14 protein-coding genes and 1 pseudogene are annotated in these 16,321 nt (G+C 57.2%); 13 read left to right on the top strand and 2 right to left on the bottom strand.

What is annotated here, in order from left to right:
* The first annotated feature begins 1 nt into the window (after position 1).
* The 10 genes from nuoE (at position 2) to nuoN (ending at position 11,916) form a co-directional block, all read left to right on the top strand.
* Positions 2–502, top strand: coding sequence for an NADH-quinone oxidoreductase subunit NuoE (nuoE, locus tag ACOTYN_RS07135; protein ID WP_014884636.1), 501 nt, complete (start codon positions 2–4; stop codon positions 500–502).
* Entirely contained in the window at positions 499–1,836 is a 1,338-nt protein-coding gene (gene nuoF, locus ACOTYN_RS07130) for an NADH-quinone oxidoreductase subunit NuoF (protein WP_003861487.1), read from the top strand. The genes nuoE and nuoF overlap by 4 nt, the downstream gene beginning before the upstream one ends.
* A gap of 54 nt (positions 1,837–1,890) precedes the next feature.
* Complete coding sequence (gene nuoG / locus ACOTYN_RS07125; RefSeq protein ID WP_332957076.1) at positions 1,891–4,614, top strand: NADH-quinone oxidoreductase subunit NuoG; 2,724 nt, start codon at positions 1,891–1,893, stop codon at positions 4,612–4,614.
* Positions 4,611–5,588, top strand: coding sequence for an NADH-quinone oxidoreductase subunit NuoH (nuoH, locus tag ACOTYN_RS07120; RefSeq protein WP_008500211.1), 978 nt, complete (start codon positions 4,611–4,613; stop codon positions 5,586–5,588). Before nuoG ends, nuoH begins: the two co-directional genes overlap by 4 nt.
* A gap of 13 nt (positions 5,589–5,601) precedes the next feature.
* A complete protein-coding gene (nuoI, locus tag ACOTYN_RS07115) occupies positions 5,602–6,144 on the top strand; it encodes an NADH-quinone oxidoreductase subunit NuoI (protein ID WP_003861491.1) in 543 nt (180 codons plus the stop codon).
* A gap of 10 nt (positions 6,145–6,154) precedes the next feature.
* A complete protein-coding gene (nuoJ, locus tag ACOTYN_RS07110; protein WP_008500212.1) occupies positions 6,155–6,709 on the top strand; it encodes an NADH-quinone oxidoreductase subunit J in 555 nt (184 codons plus the stop codon).
* Positions 6,706–7,008 (top strand): NADH-quinone oxidoreductase subunit NuoK, encoded by a 303-nt coding sequence (gene nuoK, locus ACOTYN_RS07105; RefSeq protein WP_003861496.1) that lies wholly within the window; start codon positions 6,706–6,708, stop codon positions 7,006–7,008. The genes nuoJ and nuoK overlap by 4 nt, the downstream gene beginning before the upstream one ends.
* Positions 7,005–8,846 carry an NADH-quinone oxidoreductase subunit L gene (gene nuoL / locus ACOTYN_RS07100; RefSeq protein WP_014884634.1) on the top strand — a complete coding sequence of 614 codons (1,842 nt, stop codon included), beginning with the start codon at positions 7,005–7,007 and terminating at the stop codon, positions 8,844–8,846. The genes nuoK and nuoL overlap by 4 nt, the downstream gene beginning before the upstream one ends.
* 76 nt (positions 8,847–8,922) lie before the next feature.
* Positions 8,923–10,452 carry an NADH-quinone oxidoreductase subunit M gene (gene nuoM, locus ACOTYN_RS07095; protein WP_071922015.1) on the top strand — a complete coding sequence of 510 codons (1,530 nt, stop codon included), beginning with the start codon at positions 8,923–8,925 and terminating at the stop codon, positions 10,450–10,452.
* 6 nt (positions 10,453–10,458) lie between these two features.
* Positions 10,459–11,916 (top strand): NADH-quinone oxidoreductase subunit NuoN, encoded by a 1,458-nt coding sequence (nuoN, locus tag ACOTYN_RS07090; protein ID WP_332957072.1) that lies wholly within the window; start codon positions 10,459–10,461, stop codon positions 11,914–11,916.
* A gap of 90 nt (positions 11,917–12,006) precedes the next feature.
* Here the strand turns inward: nuoN and ACOTYN_RS07085 are convergent.
* A pseudogene (locus tag ACOTYN_RS07085) lies at positions 12,007–13,010 on the bottom strand (chemotaxis protein).
* Between the two features lie 64 nt (positions 13,011–13,074).
* Entirely contained in the window at positions 13,075–13,992 is a 918-nt protein-coding gene (gene rbn, locus ACOTYN_RS07080; RefSeq protein ID WP_071922016.1) for a ribonuclease BN, read from the bottom strand.
* 71 nt (positions 13,993–14,063) lie between these two features.
* On the opposite strand from rbn, the gene ACOTYN_RS07075 reads away from it, so the two are divergent.
* The 3 genes from ACOTYN_RS07075 (at position 14,064) to menF (ending at position 16,266) form a co-directional block, all read left to right on the top strand.
* Positions 14,064–14,525 (top strand): GNAT family N-acetyltransferase, encoded by a 462-nt coding sequence (locus ACOTYN_RS07075; protein WP_071922017.1) that lies wholly within the window; start codon positions 14,064–14,066, stop codon positions 14,523–14,525.
* A 53-nt stretch (positions 14,526–14,578) separates the two neighbouring features.
* Positions 14,579–14,884: a stress response protein ElaB gene (elaB, locus tag ACOTYN_RS07070; RefSeq protein WP_008500219.1), complete on the top strand. Its 306-nt coding sequence runs from the start codon at positions 14,579–14,581 to the stop codon at positions 14,882–14,884.
* An 86-nt stretch (positions 14,885–14,970) separates the two neighbouring features.
* Entirely contained in the window at positions 14,971–16,266 is a 1,296-nt protein-coding gene (gene menF, locus ACOTYN_RS07065) for an isochorismate synthase MenF (protein WP_071922018.1), read from the top strand.
* Positions 16,267–16,321: the final 55 nt, after the last annotated feature.

Genomic DNA, 16,321 nt, shown 5'->3' with positions numbered 1-16,321 from the left:
TATGCACGAGAATCAACAACCACAAACCGAGGCTTTTGAGCTGAGTGACGCAGAGCGTGCCGCCATTGAGCACGAGATGCACCACTACGAAGACCCGCGTGCGGCGTCCATTGAAGCGCTGAAAATCGTACAGAAACAGCGTGGTTGGGTGCCGGATGGGGCGATCTACGCGATCGCAAAAGTGCTGGGTATTCCGGCCAGTGACGTAGAAGGCGTAGCCACGTTCTACAGCCAGATCTTCCGTCAGCCGGTGGGCCGCCATGTGATCCGCTACTGTGACAGCGTGGTCTGCCACATTACCGGTTATCAGGGCATTCAGGCTGCCATTGAGAAGAAACTCAATATCAAGCCGGGCCAGACCACGTTCGATGGTCGCTTTACTCTGCTGCCAACCTGCTGCCTGGGTAACTGCGACAAGGGGCCGACCATGATGATTGATGAGGATACTCACAGCCATCTGACGCCGGAAGCGATTCCTGACCTGCTGGAGCAGTACAAATGAAAACTGTAATTCGTACTGCTGAGACGCATCCGCTGACCTGGCGTCTGCGTGATGACAAACAGCCGGTATGGCTTGACGAATACCAGAGCAAAAACGGCTATGCCGGTGCGCGTAAAGCCCTTGGCGGCATGGCGCCGGACGACATCGTTAACGCGGTGAAAGAGTCGGGCCTGAAAGGCCGCGGCGGCGCAGGTTTCTCCACCGGTCTGAAGTGGAGCCTGATGCCGAAAGACGAATCCATGAACATCCGTTACCTGCTGTGTAACGCTGATGAAATGGAGCCGGGCACCTATAAAGACCGCCTGCTGATGGAACAGCTGCCGCACCTGCTGGTGGAAGGCATGCTGATCTCCGCGTTTGCGCTGAAAGCCTACCGTGGCTATATCTTCCTGCGCGGTGAGTACATCGAAGCGGCGGAAAACCTGCGTCGCGCGATTGCCGAAGCCACCGAAGCCGGCCTGCTGGGTAAAAACATCCTGGGCACGGGTTTTGACTTTGAACTGTTCGTGCACACCGGTGCAGGGCGATATATCTGCGGTGAAGAGACCGCGCTGATTAACTCCCTGGAAGGCCGCCGCGCGAACCCGCGTTCCAAGCCACCGTTCCCGGCAAGCTCTGGCGTATGGGGTAAACCGACCTGCGTCAATAACGTTGAAACCCTGTGTAACGTTCCGGCTATCCTCGCCAACGGCGTGGAGTGGTATCAGGGCATCTCTTCAAGTAAGGATGCCGGTACCAAGCTGATGGGCTTCTCCGGTCGCGTGAAAAACCCGGGTGTCTGGGAACTGCCGTTCGGTACCACCGCACGCGAAATTCTTGAAGACTACGCGGGCGGCATGCGTGATGGCCTGAAATTCAAAGCCTGGCAGCCGGGTGGGGCAGGGACAGACTTCCTGACCGAAGCCCATCTTGACCTGCCGATGGAATTCGAAAGCATTGGTAAAGCAGGCAGCCGTCTGGGTACGGCACTGGCGATGGCCGTCGACCACGAGATCGGCATGGTTTCGCTGGTGCGTAACCTGGAAGAGTTCTTTGCCCGCGAGTCCTGCGGCTGGTGTACACCTTGCCGTGACGGACTGCCGTGGAGCGTGAAGATCCTGCGTGCTATCGAACGTGGCGAAGGTCAGCCGGGCGATATCGAGACACTTGAGCAACTGTGTCGATTCCTTGGCCCTGGTAAAACCTTCTGTGCCCACGCACCGGGTGCCGTCGAGCCGCTGCAGAGCGCGATTAAATATTTCCGCGACGAATTCGAAGCAGGCATCAAGCAGCCGTTCAGCAATACCCATTCTATCAATGGGATTCAGCCGAACCTGCTGAAAGCACGCTGGTAAAGACAGAATTTTGATTAACGCTCGGTTACGACCGAGCCAACTGGAAGCATGCTAATGGCTACGATTCATGTAGACGGCAAAGAATACGAAGTCAACGGGGCGGACAACCTTCTGGAAGCTTGTCTGTCTCTTGGCCTCGATATTCCGTACTTTTGCTGGCATCCGGCGCTGGGCAGCGTCGGTGCTTGCCGCCAGTGTGCGGTGAAGCAATATCAAAACGCGGAAGACACGCGTGGTCGCCTGGTGATGTCCTGTATGACGCCAGCCACCGAAGGCACCTTTATTTCGATTGATGACGAAGAAGCCAAACAGTTCCGCGAAAGCGTGGTGGAGTGGTTGATGACCAACCACCCGCACGACTGTCCGGTCTGTGAAGAGGGCGGTAACTGCCACCTTCAGGATATGACCGTAATGACCGGTCACAGCTTCCGTCGCTATCGCTTTACTAAACGTACCCACCGTAACCAGGATCTGGGGCCGTTCATCTCTCACGAAATGAACCGCTGCATCGCCTGCTACCGCTGCGTGCGTTACTACAAAGACTACGCAGACGGTCAGGATCTGGGCGTGTATGGCGCGCATGACAACGTCTACTTCGGTCGCCCGGAAGACGGAACGCTGGAAAGCGAGTTCTCCGGTAACCTGGTAGAAATTTGCCCGACCGGCGTATTCACGGATAAAACCCACTCCGAGCGTTACAACCGTAAATGGGACATGCAGTTTGCGCCTAGCATCTGCCAGCAGTGTTCCCTCGGCTGTAACACCAGCCCGGGTGAGCGTTACGGCGAACTGCGTCGTATCGAAAACCGTTACAACGGTACCGTTAACCACTACTTCCTGTGCGACCGCGGTCGTTTCGGCTATGGCTATGTGAACCTGAAAGACCGTCCGCGTCAGCCGGTTCAGCGCCGTGGTGACGACTTCATTACCCTGAACGCTGAGCAGGCGATGCAGGGCGCGGCAGATATTCTGCGTCAGTCTAAGAAAGTGATCGGTATCGGTTCCCCGCGCGCCAGCATCGAAAGCAACTTCGCGCTGCGTGAGCTGGTTGGGGCTGAGAACTTCTATACCGGCATCGCCGAGGGCGAGCAGGAACGTCTGCAGCTGGTTCTGAAAGTGCTGCGTGAAGGCGGTATTCATACCCCTGCGCTGCGCGAAATTGAATCCTACGATGCGGTTCTGGTGTTGGGTGAAGACTTGACTCAGACCGGCGCACGCGCGGCTCTGGCGGTTCGTCAGGCGGTGAAAGGAAAAGCACGTGAAATGGCTGCCGCGCAGAAAGTGGCTGACTGGCAGATTGCGGCGATCCTGAACATCGGTCAGCGTGCGAAGCATCCTCTGTTTGTGACCAACGTCGACAACACCCGTCTGGACGATATCGCTGCGTGGACCTACTGCGCGCCGGTTGAAGATCAGGCACGCCTTGGCTTTGCCATCGCCCACGCGCTGGACAACAACTCTCCCGCCGTTGAACTGGATCGCGATCTGCAAAACAAGGTTGACGTGATTGTTCAGGCTTTGGCTGGTGCGAAGAAACCGCTGATTATTTCCGGTACCAACGCCGGTAGCGCGGAGATCATTCAGGCGGCAGCTAACGTGGCTAAAGCGCTGAAAGGCCGTGGTGCAGATGTTGGTGTGACCATGATTGCCCGTGCGGTGAACAGCATTGGTCTGGGTATGATTGGCGGCGGCTCGCTGGAAGCGGCGTTAAGCGAACTGGAGTCTGGTTCTGCGGATGCCGTTGTGGTGCTGGAAAATGACCTGCATCGCCATGCTTCTGCCGCTCGCGTTGACGCCGCGCTCTCCAAAGCGCCGCTGGTCATGGTCATCGACCATCAGCGCACCGCGATCATGGACAAAGCACACCTGGTGCTCTCTGCGGCAAGCTTCGCAGAAAGTGACGGTACCGTTATCAACAACGAAGGTCGCGCACAGCGTTTCTTCCAGGTCTATGATCCGGCGTACTACGACAGCAACACCGTGATGCTGGAAAGCTGGCGCTGGCTGCACTCTCTGCACAGCACCGTACAGAGCCGTGAAGTGGACTGGACGCAGCTTGACCACGTTATCGACGCGGTGGTGGAAAAACTGCCTCAGCTGGCGGGCATTAAAGATGCAGCCCCTGAAGCAAGCTTCCGTATTCGCGGCCAGAAACTGGCACGTGAACCGCACCGCTACAGTGGCCGTACCGCAATGCGTGCCAACATCAGCGTACACGAACCGCGTCAGCCGCAGGATAAAGACACCATGTTCGCCTTCTCAATGGAAGGGAACAACCAGCCGTCTGCGCCGCGTTCGCAAATCCCGTTCGCATGGGCTCCGGGCTGGAACTCCCCGCAGGCGTGGAACAAGTTCCAGGCTGAAGTGGGCGGTTCCCTGCGCCACGGCGATCCGGGCGTGCGTCTGATTGAAGCGTCTGAAACCGGTCTGGATTTCTTCACGACCGTGCCAGCAAGCTTCCTGGCCCAGGACGGTAGCTGGCGTATTGCGCCGTACTACCATCTGTTCGGTAGCGACGAGCTGTCCCAGCGTTCACCTGTCTTCCAGACCCGTATGCCGCAGCCGTATATCAAGCTCAACCCGGCGGATGCCGCAAAGCTTGGCGTTAACGCGGGTGCGAATATTGCCTTTAGCTATGACGGCCAGACCATCAGCCTGCCGCTGATTATCTCTGAAAGTCTGACAGCAGGGCAGGTGGGTCTGCCGATGGGTATGCCAGGCATCGCGCCGGTTCTGGCGGGTGCGCGTCTTGATAATCTGCAGGAGGCAAAAGCATGAGTTGGTTAACGCCGGATCTTATCGACATCCTGCTGAGCATTCTGAAAGCGATTGTTATCCTGCTGGTGGTGGTCACCTGCGGCGCGTTCATGAGCTTCGGTGAACGTCGTCTGCTCGGTCTGTTCCAGAACCGTTACGGACCGAACCGCGTGGGCTGGGGTGGTTCACTCCAGCTGGTCGCGGACATGATCAAGATGTTCTTTAAAGAGGACTGGATCCCGCGCTTCTCGGACCGCGTGATCTTTACGCTGGCGCCGATGATCGCCTTCACCTCGCTGCTGCTGGCATTTGCTATCGTTCCCGTTAGCCCGACCTGGGTGGTCGCAGACCTGAACATTGGCATTCTGTTCTTCCTGATGATGGCAGGCCTCGCGGTTTACGCGGTCCTGTTCGCAGGCTGGTCCAGTAACAACAAATACTCGCTGCTGGGTGCGATGCGTGCTTCCGCGCAGACGCTGAGCTACGAAGTGTTCCTGGGACTCTCCCTGATGGGCGTGGTGGCGCAGGCCGGTTCATTCAACATGACCGACATCGTCAACAACCAGGCTGACATCTGGAACGTTATCCCGCAGTTCTTTGGTTTTATTACCTTTGCTATCGCGGGCGTGGCAGTGTGTCACCGTCACCCGTTTGACCAACCAGAAGCCGAACAGGAACTGGCCGACGGTTACCACATCGAATATTCCGGTATGAAGTTCGGTCTGTTCTTCGTGGGCGAGTACATCGGTATCGTCACCATTTCCGCGTTGATGGTAACGCTGTTCTTTGGTGGCTGGCATGGCCCGTTCTTACCGCCGTTCATCTGGTTCGCGCTGAAAACCGCGTTCTTCATGATGATGTTCATTTTGATTCGCGCAGCGTTACCGCGTCCACGTTATGACCAGGTAATGTCCTTCGGCTGGAAAGTGTGCCTGCCGCTGACGCTCGTCAACTTGTTGGTAACGGCAGCTGTCATTCTCTGGCAGCAGCCATAAGGGGCTATAGACCATGACCTTAAAAGAATTACTGGTAGGCTTCGGTACCCAGGTACGCAGTATCTGGATGATCGGCCTGCACGCGTTTGCCAAACGCGAAACCCGGATGTACCCGGAAGAGCCGGTATATCTGCCGCCGCGCTACCGTGGCCGTATCGTGCTGACGCGCGACCCGGACGGTTCCGAGCGCTGCGTTGCCTGTAACCTGTGTGCGGTAGCGTGTCCGGTCGGCTGTATCTCTTTGCAGAAAGCAGAGACGGTAGATGGCCGCTGGTACCCTGAGTTCTTCCGCATCAACTTCTCACGCTGCATTTTCTGTGGTCTGTGTGAAGAAGCGTGCCCAACCACGGCGATTCAGCTGACTCCAGACTTCGAGCTGGGTGAGTACAAGCGTCAGGACCTGGTGTACGAGAAAGAGGATCTGCTGATTTCCGGTCCGGGCAAATACCCGGAATATAACTTCTACCGGATGGCGGGTATGGCAATCGACGGCAAAGATAAGGGCGAAGCAGAGAACGAAGCTAAGCCTATCGACGTCAAGAGCCTGTTACCGTAAGGAGAGGGCAATGGAATTCGCTTTTTATATCTGTGGCCTTATCGCCATCCTGGCTACGCTGCGAGTGATTACGCACACCAATCCGGTGCATGCGCTGCTGTACTTAATCATCTCGCTGCTGGCTATCTCCGGGGTGTTCTTCGCACTGGGCGCGCACTTCGCCGGTGCGCTGGAAATCATCGTCTACGCCGGGGCCATTATGGTGCTGTTCGTGTTCGTGGTGATGATGCTGAACCTGGGCGGCTCTGAAATTGAGCAGGAACGTCAGTGGTTAAAACCGCAGGTGTGGATTGGCCCGGCAATTTTGTCGGCCATCATGCTGGTGGTGATTGTTTACGCCATTCTGGGCGTGAACGATCAGGGCATCGACGGCACGCCGATCGGCGCTAAAGAGGTGGGTATCACGCTCTTTGGCCCATACGTTCTGGCGGTGGAACTGGCCTCTATGCTGCTGCTGGCAGGCCTGGTGGTTGCTTTCCACGTTGGTCGCGAAGAGCGTGCTGGCGAGGTGCTGAGCAACCGCACTGACGACCGCGCGAAAAGAAAAACGGAGGAGCGCGCATGATCCCCTTAACACATGGACTGATCCTCGCTGCGATTTTATTCGTTCTGGGTCTGACCGGTCTGGTTATCCGCCGCAATCTGCTGTTTATGCTGATCGGTCTGGAAATCATGATTAACGCCTCCGCGCTGGCCTTCGTGGTCGCCGGAAGCTACTGGGGCCAGACCGATGGTCAGGTGATGTACATTCTCGCCATCAGCCTCGCGGCTGCTGAAGCGAGTATTGGCCTGGCGCTGTTGCTGCAGCTCCATCGTCGCCGCCAGAATCTGAACATCGATTCAGTAAGTGAGTTGCGTGGATGAACATGCTTGCCTTAACCATTATTTTTCCGCTGATTGGCTTCGTGCTGCTGGCGTTTTCTCGCGGCCGCTGGTCTGAGAATCTGTCTGCGACCGTGGGCATTGGCTCAATCGGTCTGGCTGCGCTGGTCACAGCGTATGCGGGGATCGACTTCTTTAACAACGGACGTCAGCCTTTCAGCGTGCCGCTGTGGACCTGGATGTCGGTCGGTGATTTCAACATCGGCTTCAACCTGGTGCTGGACGGCCTCTCGCTGACCATGCTCTCCGTGGTCACCGGCGTTGGCTTCCTGATCCACATGTTCGCCTCCTGGTATATGCGCGGTGAAGAGGGGTACTCCCGCTTCTTCGCCTACACCAACCTGTTTATCGCCAGCATGGTGGTTCTGGTGCTGGCCGATAACCTGCTGCTGATGTATCTGGGCTGGGAAGGCGTGGGTCTGTGTTCTTACCTGCTGATTGGCTTCTACTACACCGATCCGAAGAATGGCGCAGCGGCCATGAAAGCGTTCGTCGTGACCCGCGTGGGTGACGTCTTCCTCGCTTTCGCGCTGTTCATTCTTTACAACGAACTGGGCACGCTGAACTTCCGCGAAATGGTGGAACTGGCGCCAGCGCACTTCGCTGCAGGCAACAACATGCTGTGGTGGGCAACGCTGATGCTGCTGGGTGGCGCTGTGGGTAAATCCGCACAGCTGCCGTTGCAGACATGGCTGGCCGACGCGATGGCGGGTCCAACCCCTGTCTCCGCGCTGATCCACGCCGCGACCATGGTCACCGCCGGTGTCTACCTGATTGCGCGTACCCATGGCCTGTTCCTGATGACCCCGGAAATTCTGCATCTGGTGGGTATCGTCGGTGCGGTCACGCTGGTGCTGGCAGGCTTTGCTGCGCTGGTACAGACCGACATCAAACGCGTTCTCGCGTACTCCACCATGAGCCAGATTGGTTATATGTTCCTGGCGCTGGGCGTTCAGGCGTGGGACGCGGCCATTTTCCACCTGATGACGCACGCGTTCTTTAAAGCGCTGCTGTTCCTCTCATCCGGTTCGGTGATTCTGGCCTGCCACCACGAGCAGAACATCTTCAAGATGGGCGGACTGCGTAAGTCCATTCCGCTGGTGTATGTCTGCTTCCTGGTGGGCGGCGCGGCGCTGGCGGCACTGCCGCTGATCACCGCGGGCTTCTTCAGTAAGGACGAAATCCTTGCGGGTGCTATGGCGAATGGTCATATCAATCTGATGGTTGCGGGTCTGGTCGGTGCATTCATGACCTCCCTCTATACCTTCCGTATGATTTTCATCGTATTCCACGGTAAAGAACAAATTCACGCTCACGCAGGGAAGGGGATTACCCACCACCTGCCGCTGATTGTGCTGCTGGTACTGTCCACCTTCGTTGGCGCAATGATTGTGCCGCCGCTGCAGGGCGTACTGCCAGACACCACCGAGCTTGAGCACGGTCGTGTTCTGACGCTTGAAATCACCTCCGGTGTAGTCGCTATTGCGGGCATCCTGATTGCGGCATGGCTGTGGCTGGGCAAACGCACGCTGGTGACCGCCGTTGCCAACAGCGCGCCTGGCCGTCTGCTGGGCACCTGGTGGTACAACGCGTGGGGCTTCGACTGGCTGTACGACATGATCTTCGTTAAGCCGTTCCTGGGCATCGCGTGGCTGCTGAAGCGCGACCCACTGAACAGCCTGATGAATATCCCGGCGATCCTCTCCCGCTTTGCAGGTAAAGGCCTGCTGTACAGCGAGAACGGTTACCTGCGCTGGTATGTGGCGTCCATGAGCATCGGTGCGGTTGTCGTGCTGGCGCTGCTGATGGTGTTGCGTTGATCGTTAAGTGAATTTTATTCGAATTCGTTGAAAATCAGGCCCCTGCTGGGGGCCTTAAAAAGGAATGTAAATCGCCATGTTACTACCCTGGCTAATATTAATTCCCTTCATCGGCGGCTTCCTGTGCTGGCAGACTGAACGCTTTGGCGTGAAGATGCCGCGCTGGATCGCGCTGATCACCATGGGATTGACGCTCGCGCTTGGCCTGCAACTGTGGTTGCAGGGCGGTTACTCACTGACCCAGTCTGCGGGCATCCCGCAGTGGCAGTCTGAGTTCATCCTGCCCTGGATCCCACGTTTCGGTATTACCATCCACCTGGCGATTGACGGTCTGTCGCTGCTGATGGTGGTGCTGACCGGTCTGCTCGGTGTTCTGGCGGTACTCTGCTCCTGGCGAGAAATCGAAAAATACCAGGGCTTTTTCCACCTGAACCTGATGTGGATCCTGGGCGGCGTGATCGGCGTGTTCCTTGCCATCGACATGTTCCTGTTCTTCTTCTTCTGGGAGATGATGCTGGTGCCGATGTACTTCCTGATCGCGCTGTGGGGCCACAAGGCATCCGACGGTAAAACGCGTATTACGGCGGCGACCAAGTTCTTCATCTACACCCAGGCGAGCGGTCTGGTGATGTTGATTGCCATTCTGGCGCTGGTGTTTGTTCACCATAACGCGACGGGCATCTGGACCTTCAACTACGAAGAACTGCTGAAAACCCCGATGTCGCACGGCGTTGAATACCTGCTGATGCTGGGCTTCTTCATCGCATTCGCGGTGAAAATGCCGGTGGTTCCGCTGCACGGCTGGCTGCCAGACGCGCACTCTCAGGCACCCACTGCGGGTTCCGTTGACCTGGCGGGCATCTTGCTGAAAACCGCGGCCTACGGTCTGCTGCGCTTCGCGCTGCCGCTGTTCCCGAATGCGTCCGCTGAGTTTGCCCCGATTGCCATGTGGCTCGGTGTGATCGGTATCTTCTACGGTGCCTGGATGGCCTTCACGCAGTACGACATCAAGCGTCTGATTGCCTACACCTCCGTTTCCCACATGGGCTTCGTGCTGATTGCCATCTACACCGGCAGCCAGCTGGCGTACCAGGGCGCGGTGATCCAGATGATTGCGCACGGTCTGTCCGCTGCCGGCCTCTTCATCCTGTGTGGTCAGCTGTACGAACGTCTGCACACGCGTGACATGCGCATGATGGGCGGTCTGTGGAGCAAAATTAAATGGCTGCCAGCGCTCTCCATGTTCTTCGCGGTTGCCACCCTGGGGATGCCTGGCACCGGTAACTTCGTCGGCGAATTTATGATTCTGTTCGGCAGCTTCAAAGTGGTGCCGGTGATCACCGTGATCTCCACCTTTGGTCTGGTGTTCGCTTCCGTCTACTCGCTGGCGATGCTGCACCGCGCTTACTTCGGTAAAGCGAAGAGCGAAATTGCTGCTCAAGAACTGCCGGGGATGTCGCTGCGTGAGCTGTTCATCATCCTGCTGCTGGTCGTACTGCTGGTGCTGCTGGGCTTCTTCCCGCAGCCGATTCTGGATACCTCGCACAGTGCGATGGGCAACATCCAGCAGTGGTTTGTTAATTCTGCTTCTACTACAAGGCCGTAAATCGCCATGACAATAACTCCACAACAACTGATTGCGCTGCTACCGCTGCTGATCGTCGGATTGACGGTGGTGGTTGTGATGCTCTCCATTGCGTGGCGACGCAATCACTTCATGAATGCCACGCTGTCGGTCATCGGCCTGAACGCCGCGTTAGTCTCTCTCTGGTTTGTTGGCCAGGGCGGTGCGATGGACGTCACGCCGCTGATGCGCGTTGACGGCTATGCCATGCTCTACACCGGTCTGGTGCTGCTGGCGAGCCTGGCGACCTGTACCTTTGCGTACCCATGGCTCGAAGGCTACAACGACAACAAAGAAGAGTTTTATCTGCTGGTTCTGATTGCCGCGCTGGGCGGCATTCTGCTGGCGAATGCTAACCATCTGGCCGCGCTGTTCCTCGGTATTGAGCTGATCTCTCTGCCGCTGTTCGGTCTGATTGGTTACGCCTTCCGTCAAAAGCGCTCTCTGGAAGCAAGCATCAAGTACACCATCCTGTCTGCTGCTGCGTCCTCGTTCCTGCTGTTTGGTATTGCGCTGCTGTACGCACAGTCCGGTAACCTCTCTTTCATGGCGCTCGGCAAGAGCCTCGGCGACGGCATGCTCCACGAGCCGCTGCTGCTGGCGGGTCTGGGCATGATGATTGTAGGCCTTGGCTTTAAACTCTCACTGGTTCCGTTCCACCTGTGGACACCAGACGTATACCAGGGCGCGCCTGCGCCGGTGTCGACCTTCCTGGCGACAGCGAGCAAAATCGCTATCTTCGGTGTGGTCATGCGTCTGTTCCTGTACGCGCCGGTGGGTGACAGTGAAGCGGTTCGCGTGGTGCTGGGCATCATCGCGTTCGTCTCCATCATCTTCGGTAACCTGATGGCGCTGAGCCAGACCAACATCAAGCGTCTGCTGGGCTACTCGTCCATCTCTCATCTGGGCTACCTGATGGTGGCGCTGATTGCGCTGCAGAGCGGTGAAATGTCGATGGAAGCCGTGGGCGTGTATCTGGCCGGTTACCTGTTCAGCAGCCTCGGCGCCTTCGGCGTGGTGAGCCTGATGTCCAGCCCATACCGTGGCCCGGATGCCGACTCACTGTTCTCTTACCGTGGTCTGTTCTGGCACCGTCCGATCCTGTCCGCGGTGATGACCGTGATGATGCTCTCTCTGGCGGGTATCCCGATGACGCTGGGCTTTATCGGTAAATTCTACGTGCTGGCCGTCGGTGTGCAGGCACACCTGTGGTGGCTGACTGCCGGTGTGGTTATCGGTTCCGCGATTGGTCTCTACTACTACCTGCGCGTTGCCGTGAGCCTCTACCTGAGCGCGCCTCAGCAGCTCAACCGCGATGCGCCATCTAACTGGCAGTACAGCGCCGGTGGTATCGTAGTGCTTATCTCAGCCCTGCTGGTGCTGATCTTCGGTATCTATCCGCAGCCGCTGATTGATATCGTGCAGCGAGCGATGCCATTAATGTAAAAGTAAAACCCGCCTCGGCGGGTTTTTTTATGGTTTTCTCCCTCTCCCTGTGGGAGAGGGACGGGGTGAGGGCACCAGCCCGCACCAGACCTAAGCCAGCTGCTTCCGGCTAATCAACGGCCCATCAATCTTCTTCATCGAGCGATCCAGCACCTCTTCAATCACCGACGACAGCTCGTTCAGCTCAAACTTCGCCACGTACCCGTCCGCCTTCACCTTGCGAATATGGTCTTCGTTGGCGTTGCCGGAAAGGGAAGAGTGGATCACCACCGGAATATCCTTCAGTACCGGGTCGGTTTTGATTTTGCGCGTCAGCGTAAAACCGTCCATCTCCGGCATTTCGAGGTCGGTCAGCACCAGGGCAATCTTATCGGTGATCGGCACACCTTCGGCCTGCGCCTGAGCGGCCAGCAGGCTAATTTTTTCCCACGCATCTTTGCCGGTGATATGCAGCTGCGCCGGGATCTCCATCGCCTGCAAACCTTTCTCCAGCATCGAGCCGCCACTTTGGAATCTTCCGCCACAATCGCCACAGAACCCGGCTTGATGTTGAATTTAGTGGTCTTCAGATTCGTGGCGTGCAGGTCGTGGTTCGCCGGGGTGATGTCATACAGGATCTGCTCAACGTCCAGCACCATCGCCAGTTCGTTGGTATCGGCCTTCTCGTCCAGGCAGGCAATACTGGTGATGTAGCGCCCGCTGACGGCAGTTTCCGCCGCGTGCACCTGCTTCCAGTCCAGACGCATGATGTTCTCAACCGACTCCACGGCAAACGCCTGCACGCTGCGGGCATATTCGGTAATCAGCAGGATGTTCAGCCCGGTGGTGGGTTTACAGCCCGCCACGGCGGCCAGATCGATAACCGGGATCACCTGATCGCGAATATTCACCATCCCCATCAGCGGAGACTTCATCCCGGCAGGTTTCGTGAACTCCGGCATCGGTACAATTTCGCGCAGCTTGAAAACGTTAATACCAAACAGCTCGGATTTGTTGTCGTTCAGAGAGGTGCCAAGACGGAACAGCAACAGTTCAAAACGGTTCGACAGGGTCAGATTCGCCCTGTCATCAATATCTTTCTGGAAATTATCCATTCTACCCTCGAGAGAAATGCTGGCCTTTTAATCGTTATCGGCATCCTGAGGGAAAAATGAAGGGCTAAACGCTGACCTTAGCGAAATCTTCGGCCAGCTCACATTCCGGGAACAGCGCCCGACACTCTGCCAGCAGGCTTTCGCACCCCCGCGCGTCGTAACGCGAGCTGACATGGGTGATAATGAGCCTGCCGACAGCCGCGTCACGGGCAAGCAGCGCCGCCTGACGCGTTGAGCTATGGCCCCGACTGTTGGCTTTCTCTTCCATCGCCGTCTCCAGGGTGGCTTCATGCACCATCACGTCCACGCCCTGAGCAAGCTGAACGGCGGCAGGGCACGGTGCCGTGTCGCCAAAAATGGCCAGTTTTTTGCCCGGCTGCGGTGCGGCGAGATAATCCTGGCCGTTGATGACGCGCCCGTCCTCCAGCGTAACGTGCTGTCCGTGCTTCAGGCGCTGGAACAGCGGTCCAGGCTTTACGCCATCGGCGATGAGCGCGGCGGCATCCAGCGCGCCGGGTTTGTCGTGTTCCTCAATGCGGTAGCCATAGCACTCCACCGGATGATTAAGCGGTCGGGCGGTGACCTGATAATCCCCATCGTCGAAAACCAGGCCTTCGGTAATCTCAACGACCTCGAGCGGATAGTCGGTCCAGGAGCCGCTGAGGCGTAGCGTGGTTTCAACAAACTCCCGGATCCCCGCAGGCCCATAAATCGTCAGCGGGTTGGCATTACCGGCCATTGAGCGACTGCAAAGCAAACCGGGAAGGCCAAAAAGATGGTCGCCATGCAGGTGAGTGATGAAAATTTTATCCAGCTTGCCGGGGTGATAAGCGGTATGTAAAAGCTGATGTTGTGTCCCTTCACCACAGTCAAACAGCCATAGCCCGCCACGGGTGGGATGTTTAAGATCCAGCAGTATCGCGGTCACATTTCGTGATCGGGTTGGCACGCCAGCAGACGTCCCCAGAAAAATCAGTTCCATAATGCAATCAGCCCTTTGCCGAACGGGAAGGGGTTTAGTATAACGTGATGAACCCCAGGAAGGAGAAAGAGATGATCCAGTGGCAAGATTTACACCATAGTGAGCTCACCGTTCAGTCGCTCTACGCGCTGCTCAAACTGCGCTGCGAAGTGTTTGTGGTTGAACAAACCTGTCCATATCAGGATATCGACGGTAATGACCTGGTCGGCGAGAACCGCCATATCCTCGGCTGGAAGGATAACGAGCTGGTGGCGTATGCGAGGATTCTGAAAAGCGAGGACGATTTTGAGCCCGTCGTGATAGGTCGCGTCATTGTCAGCAACAAAGCACGGGGCGAAAAACTCGGCTATCAGCTGATGGAAAAAACGCTGGATGCGTGCCGGAAACAGTGGCCGGACAAGGCGTTATACCTGGGCGCGCAGGCGCACCTGCAACCCTTCTACGGCCATTTTGGTTTTACGCCGGTTACCGACGTTTATGACGAAGATGGCATCCCGCACATCGGCATGGCACGGGAAGTGAAACAGGCGTAATGGCACGTCGTTGTCTATAGTTAGCGGACTGGTGTACTAACATGGAGAAAAATATGTCATTTCAATCCTGGGATACCCGTATCGACGACGACCTGGCTTTGCTGAGCGAAACGCTGGAAGAGGTGTTACGTTCCTCGGGCGACCCTGCCGATCAGAAATATATTGAGTTAAAAGCCCGTGCTGAACAGGCGCTGCATGAAGTGAAAAACCGCGTCAGCCATGCGTCTGATACTTACTACTACCGTGCCAAAAAAGCGGTTTATCGTGCCGATGACTATGTCCATGAAAAACCGTGGCAGGGCATTGGGGTGGGTGCTGCCGTAGGGCTGGTGCTGGGTCTGCTGCTGGCCCGTCGTTAAGCCGCTTAACCACTCCCTATACGTGGGTACTGCTATTTATGTTCAGTACCCCGTATAATATGCGGTTTTAACAGGGAGAGGTTCGCGTGAATTCGATTTTCCTTGCGCTGGAGCAACTGCAAAGCCAGCTTTCGCAAGCGTTACCCGCCACACCCGGCCTGCGTCATTTCGACGTATCTTTCCCGTTAAACGACGCCTTCGATCCTCTCGCCTGGCTTGGCGAGCAGCAGTGCTATCCGCAATTTTACTGGCAGCAGCGTAACGGTGATGAAGAGCTGGCTGCGCTGGGGGCGGTCACCCAATTTTCCTCTCTGGCGCTGGCCTCACAGTTTTTGAGTGCAGAACATGCGCCAAAAGAGACTCGCATCTGCGGCCTCAACGCATTCAGCCCGGAGCAGGGCAGTCTTTTTCTGCCGCGCCTGCTCTGGCGACGTACCGCTGGCAACGCCACCTTGCGCCTGCAGCTGTGGAGTGATCGCTCGCTTCAGGACGACGCGCGCACTGCCCTGGAATTACTCCAGCAACTCCGTCCAGCCAGAGCCATTCGTCCGCTGTCTGTCCAGGTTGAGCGCGAAACGCATCTGCCGCAAAAACCGGAATGGTTGACCCTGATCGGCAAGGCGACGGAGACTATCGCGCGCGGCGATTTCGAAAAGGTCGTGCTTGCCCGGGCCACCGATCTGCAGTGTAAACAGCGGGTTAATCCTGTCGCTCTGATGGCCGCCAGCCGCGCCCTGAATCTCAACTGCTATCATTTCTGCATGGTATTCGACGCCCGCAACGCGTTCCTCGGCTCCACGCCCGAGCGCCTCTGGCGGCGACGTGGCAAGCTGCTGCGCACCGAAGCGCTGGCGGGCACCGTCGCCAGCCATACGGATGATAAACAGGCGCAGCGCCTGGGCGAGTGGTTGCTGAATGATGATAAAAACCAGCGTGAAAATATGCTGGTCGTGGAAGATATCTGCCAGCGTCTTCAGCACCATACGCAGACGCTTGAGGTATTGCCTGCTCAGGTCGTCCGGCTGCGTAAAGTCCAGCATTTACGACGCTGTATCTGGACGGAGCTAAAACAGGCCGATGACGAATTGTGTCTGCATGTGCTCCAGCCGACAGCCGCCGTTGCCGGGCTTCCGCGACAGCCCGCGCGTGCGTTTATCCACAACGTTGAGCCTTTCAACCGCGAATGGTACGCCGGTTCGGCCGGGTATTTATCGCCCGATCAAAGCGAGTTCTGTGTGGCGTTGCGCTCGGCGCGCGTCCAGGATGACGCCCTGCGGCTCTACGCCGGGGCGGGCATCGTCAGCGGATCTGACCCGGAGCAGGAGTGGCAGGAGATCGAAAACAAAGCCGCTGGCTTGCGCTCTCTGCTCCTTAGGGATTAATACTGATTCGCGCAATCCCGATTCATATCAAAATTCCAATTTTTTCTATTATTTA

It is taken from the genome of Enterobacter cloacae complex sp. IR5458 (assembly GCF_049238025.1).
Lineage (GTDB): Bacteria > Pseudomonadota > Gammaproteobacteria > Enterobacterales > Enterobacteriaceae > Enterobacter > Enterobacter kobei.
Note: the sequence above shows the minus strand (reverse complement) of the source record. Positions and strands in the feature narration are given on the sequence as shown.

Bases quoted from the DNA above. Each gene is read 5' to 3' on its own strand.
- nuoE (WP_014884636.1), top strand. From the start codon at position 2: ATGCACGAGAATCAACAACCACAAACCGAGGCTTTTGAGCTGAGTGAC.
- nuoF (WP_003861487.1), top strand. From the start codon at position 499: ATGAAAACTGTAATTCGTACTGCTGAGACGCATCCGCTGACCTGGCGT.
- nuoG (WP_332957076.1), top strand. From the start codon at position 1,891: ATGGCTACGATTCATGTAGACGGCAAAGAATACGAAGTCAACGGGGCG.
- nuoH (WP_008500211.1), top strand. From the start codon at position 4,611: ATGAGTTGGTTAACGCCGGATCTTATCGACATCCTGCTGAGCATTCTG.
- nuoI (WP_003861491.1), top strand. From the start codon at position 5,602: ATGACCTTAAAAGAATTACTGGTAGGCTTCGGTACCCAGGTACGCAGT.
- nuoJ (WP_008500212.1), top strand. From the start codon at position 6,155: ATGGAATTCGCTTTTTATATCTGTGGCCTTATCGCCATCCTGGCTACG.
- nuoK (WP_003861496.1), top strand. From the start codon at position 6,706: ATGATCCCCTTAACACATGGACTGATCCTCGCTGCGATTTTATTCGTT.
- nuoL (WP_014884634.1), top strand. From the start codon at position 7,005: ATGAACATGCTTGCCTTAACCATTATTTTTCCGCTGATTGGCTTCGTG.
- nuoM (WP_071922015.1), top strand. From the start codon at position 8,923: ATGTTACTACCCTGGCTAATATTAATTCCCTTCATCGGCGGCTTCCTG.
- nuoN (WP_332957072.1), top strand. From the start codon at position 10,459: ATGACAATAACTCCACAACAACTGATTGCGCTGCTACCGCTGCTGATC.
- rbn (WP_071922016.1), bottom strand. From the start codon at position 13,992: ATGGAACTGATTTTTCTGGGGACGTCTGCTGGCGTGCCAACCCGATCA.
- ACOTYN_RS07075 (WP_071922017.1), top strand. From the start codon at position 14,064: ATGATCCAGTGGCAAGATTTACACCATAGTGAGCTCACCGTTCAGTCG.
- elaB (WP_008500219.1), top strand. From the start codon at position 14,579: ATGTCATTTCAATCCTGGGATACCCGTATCGACGACGACCTGGCTTTG.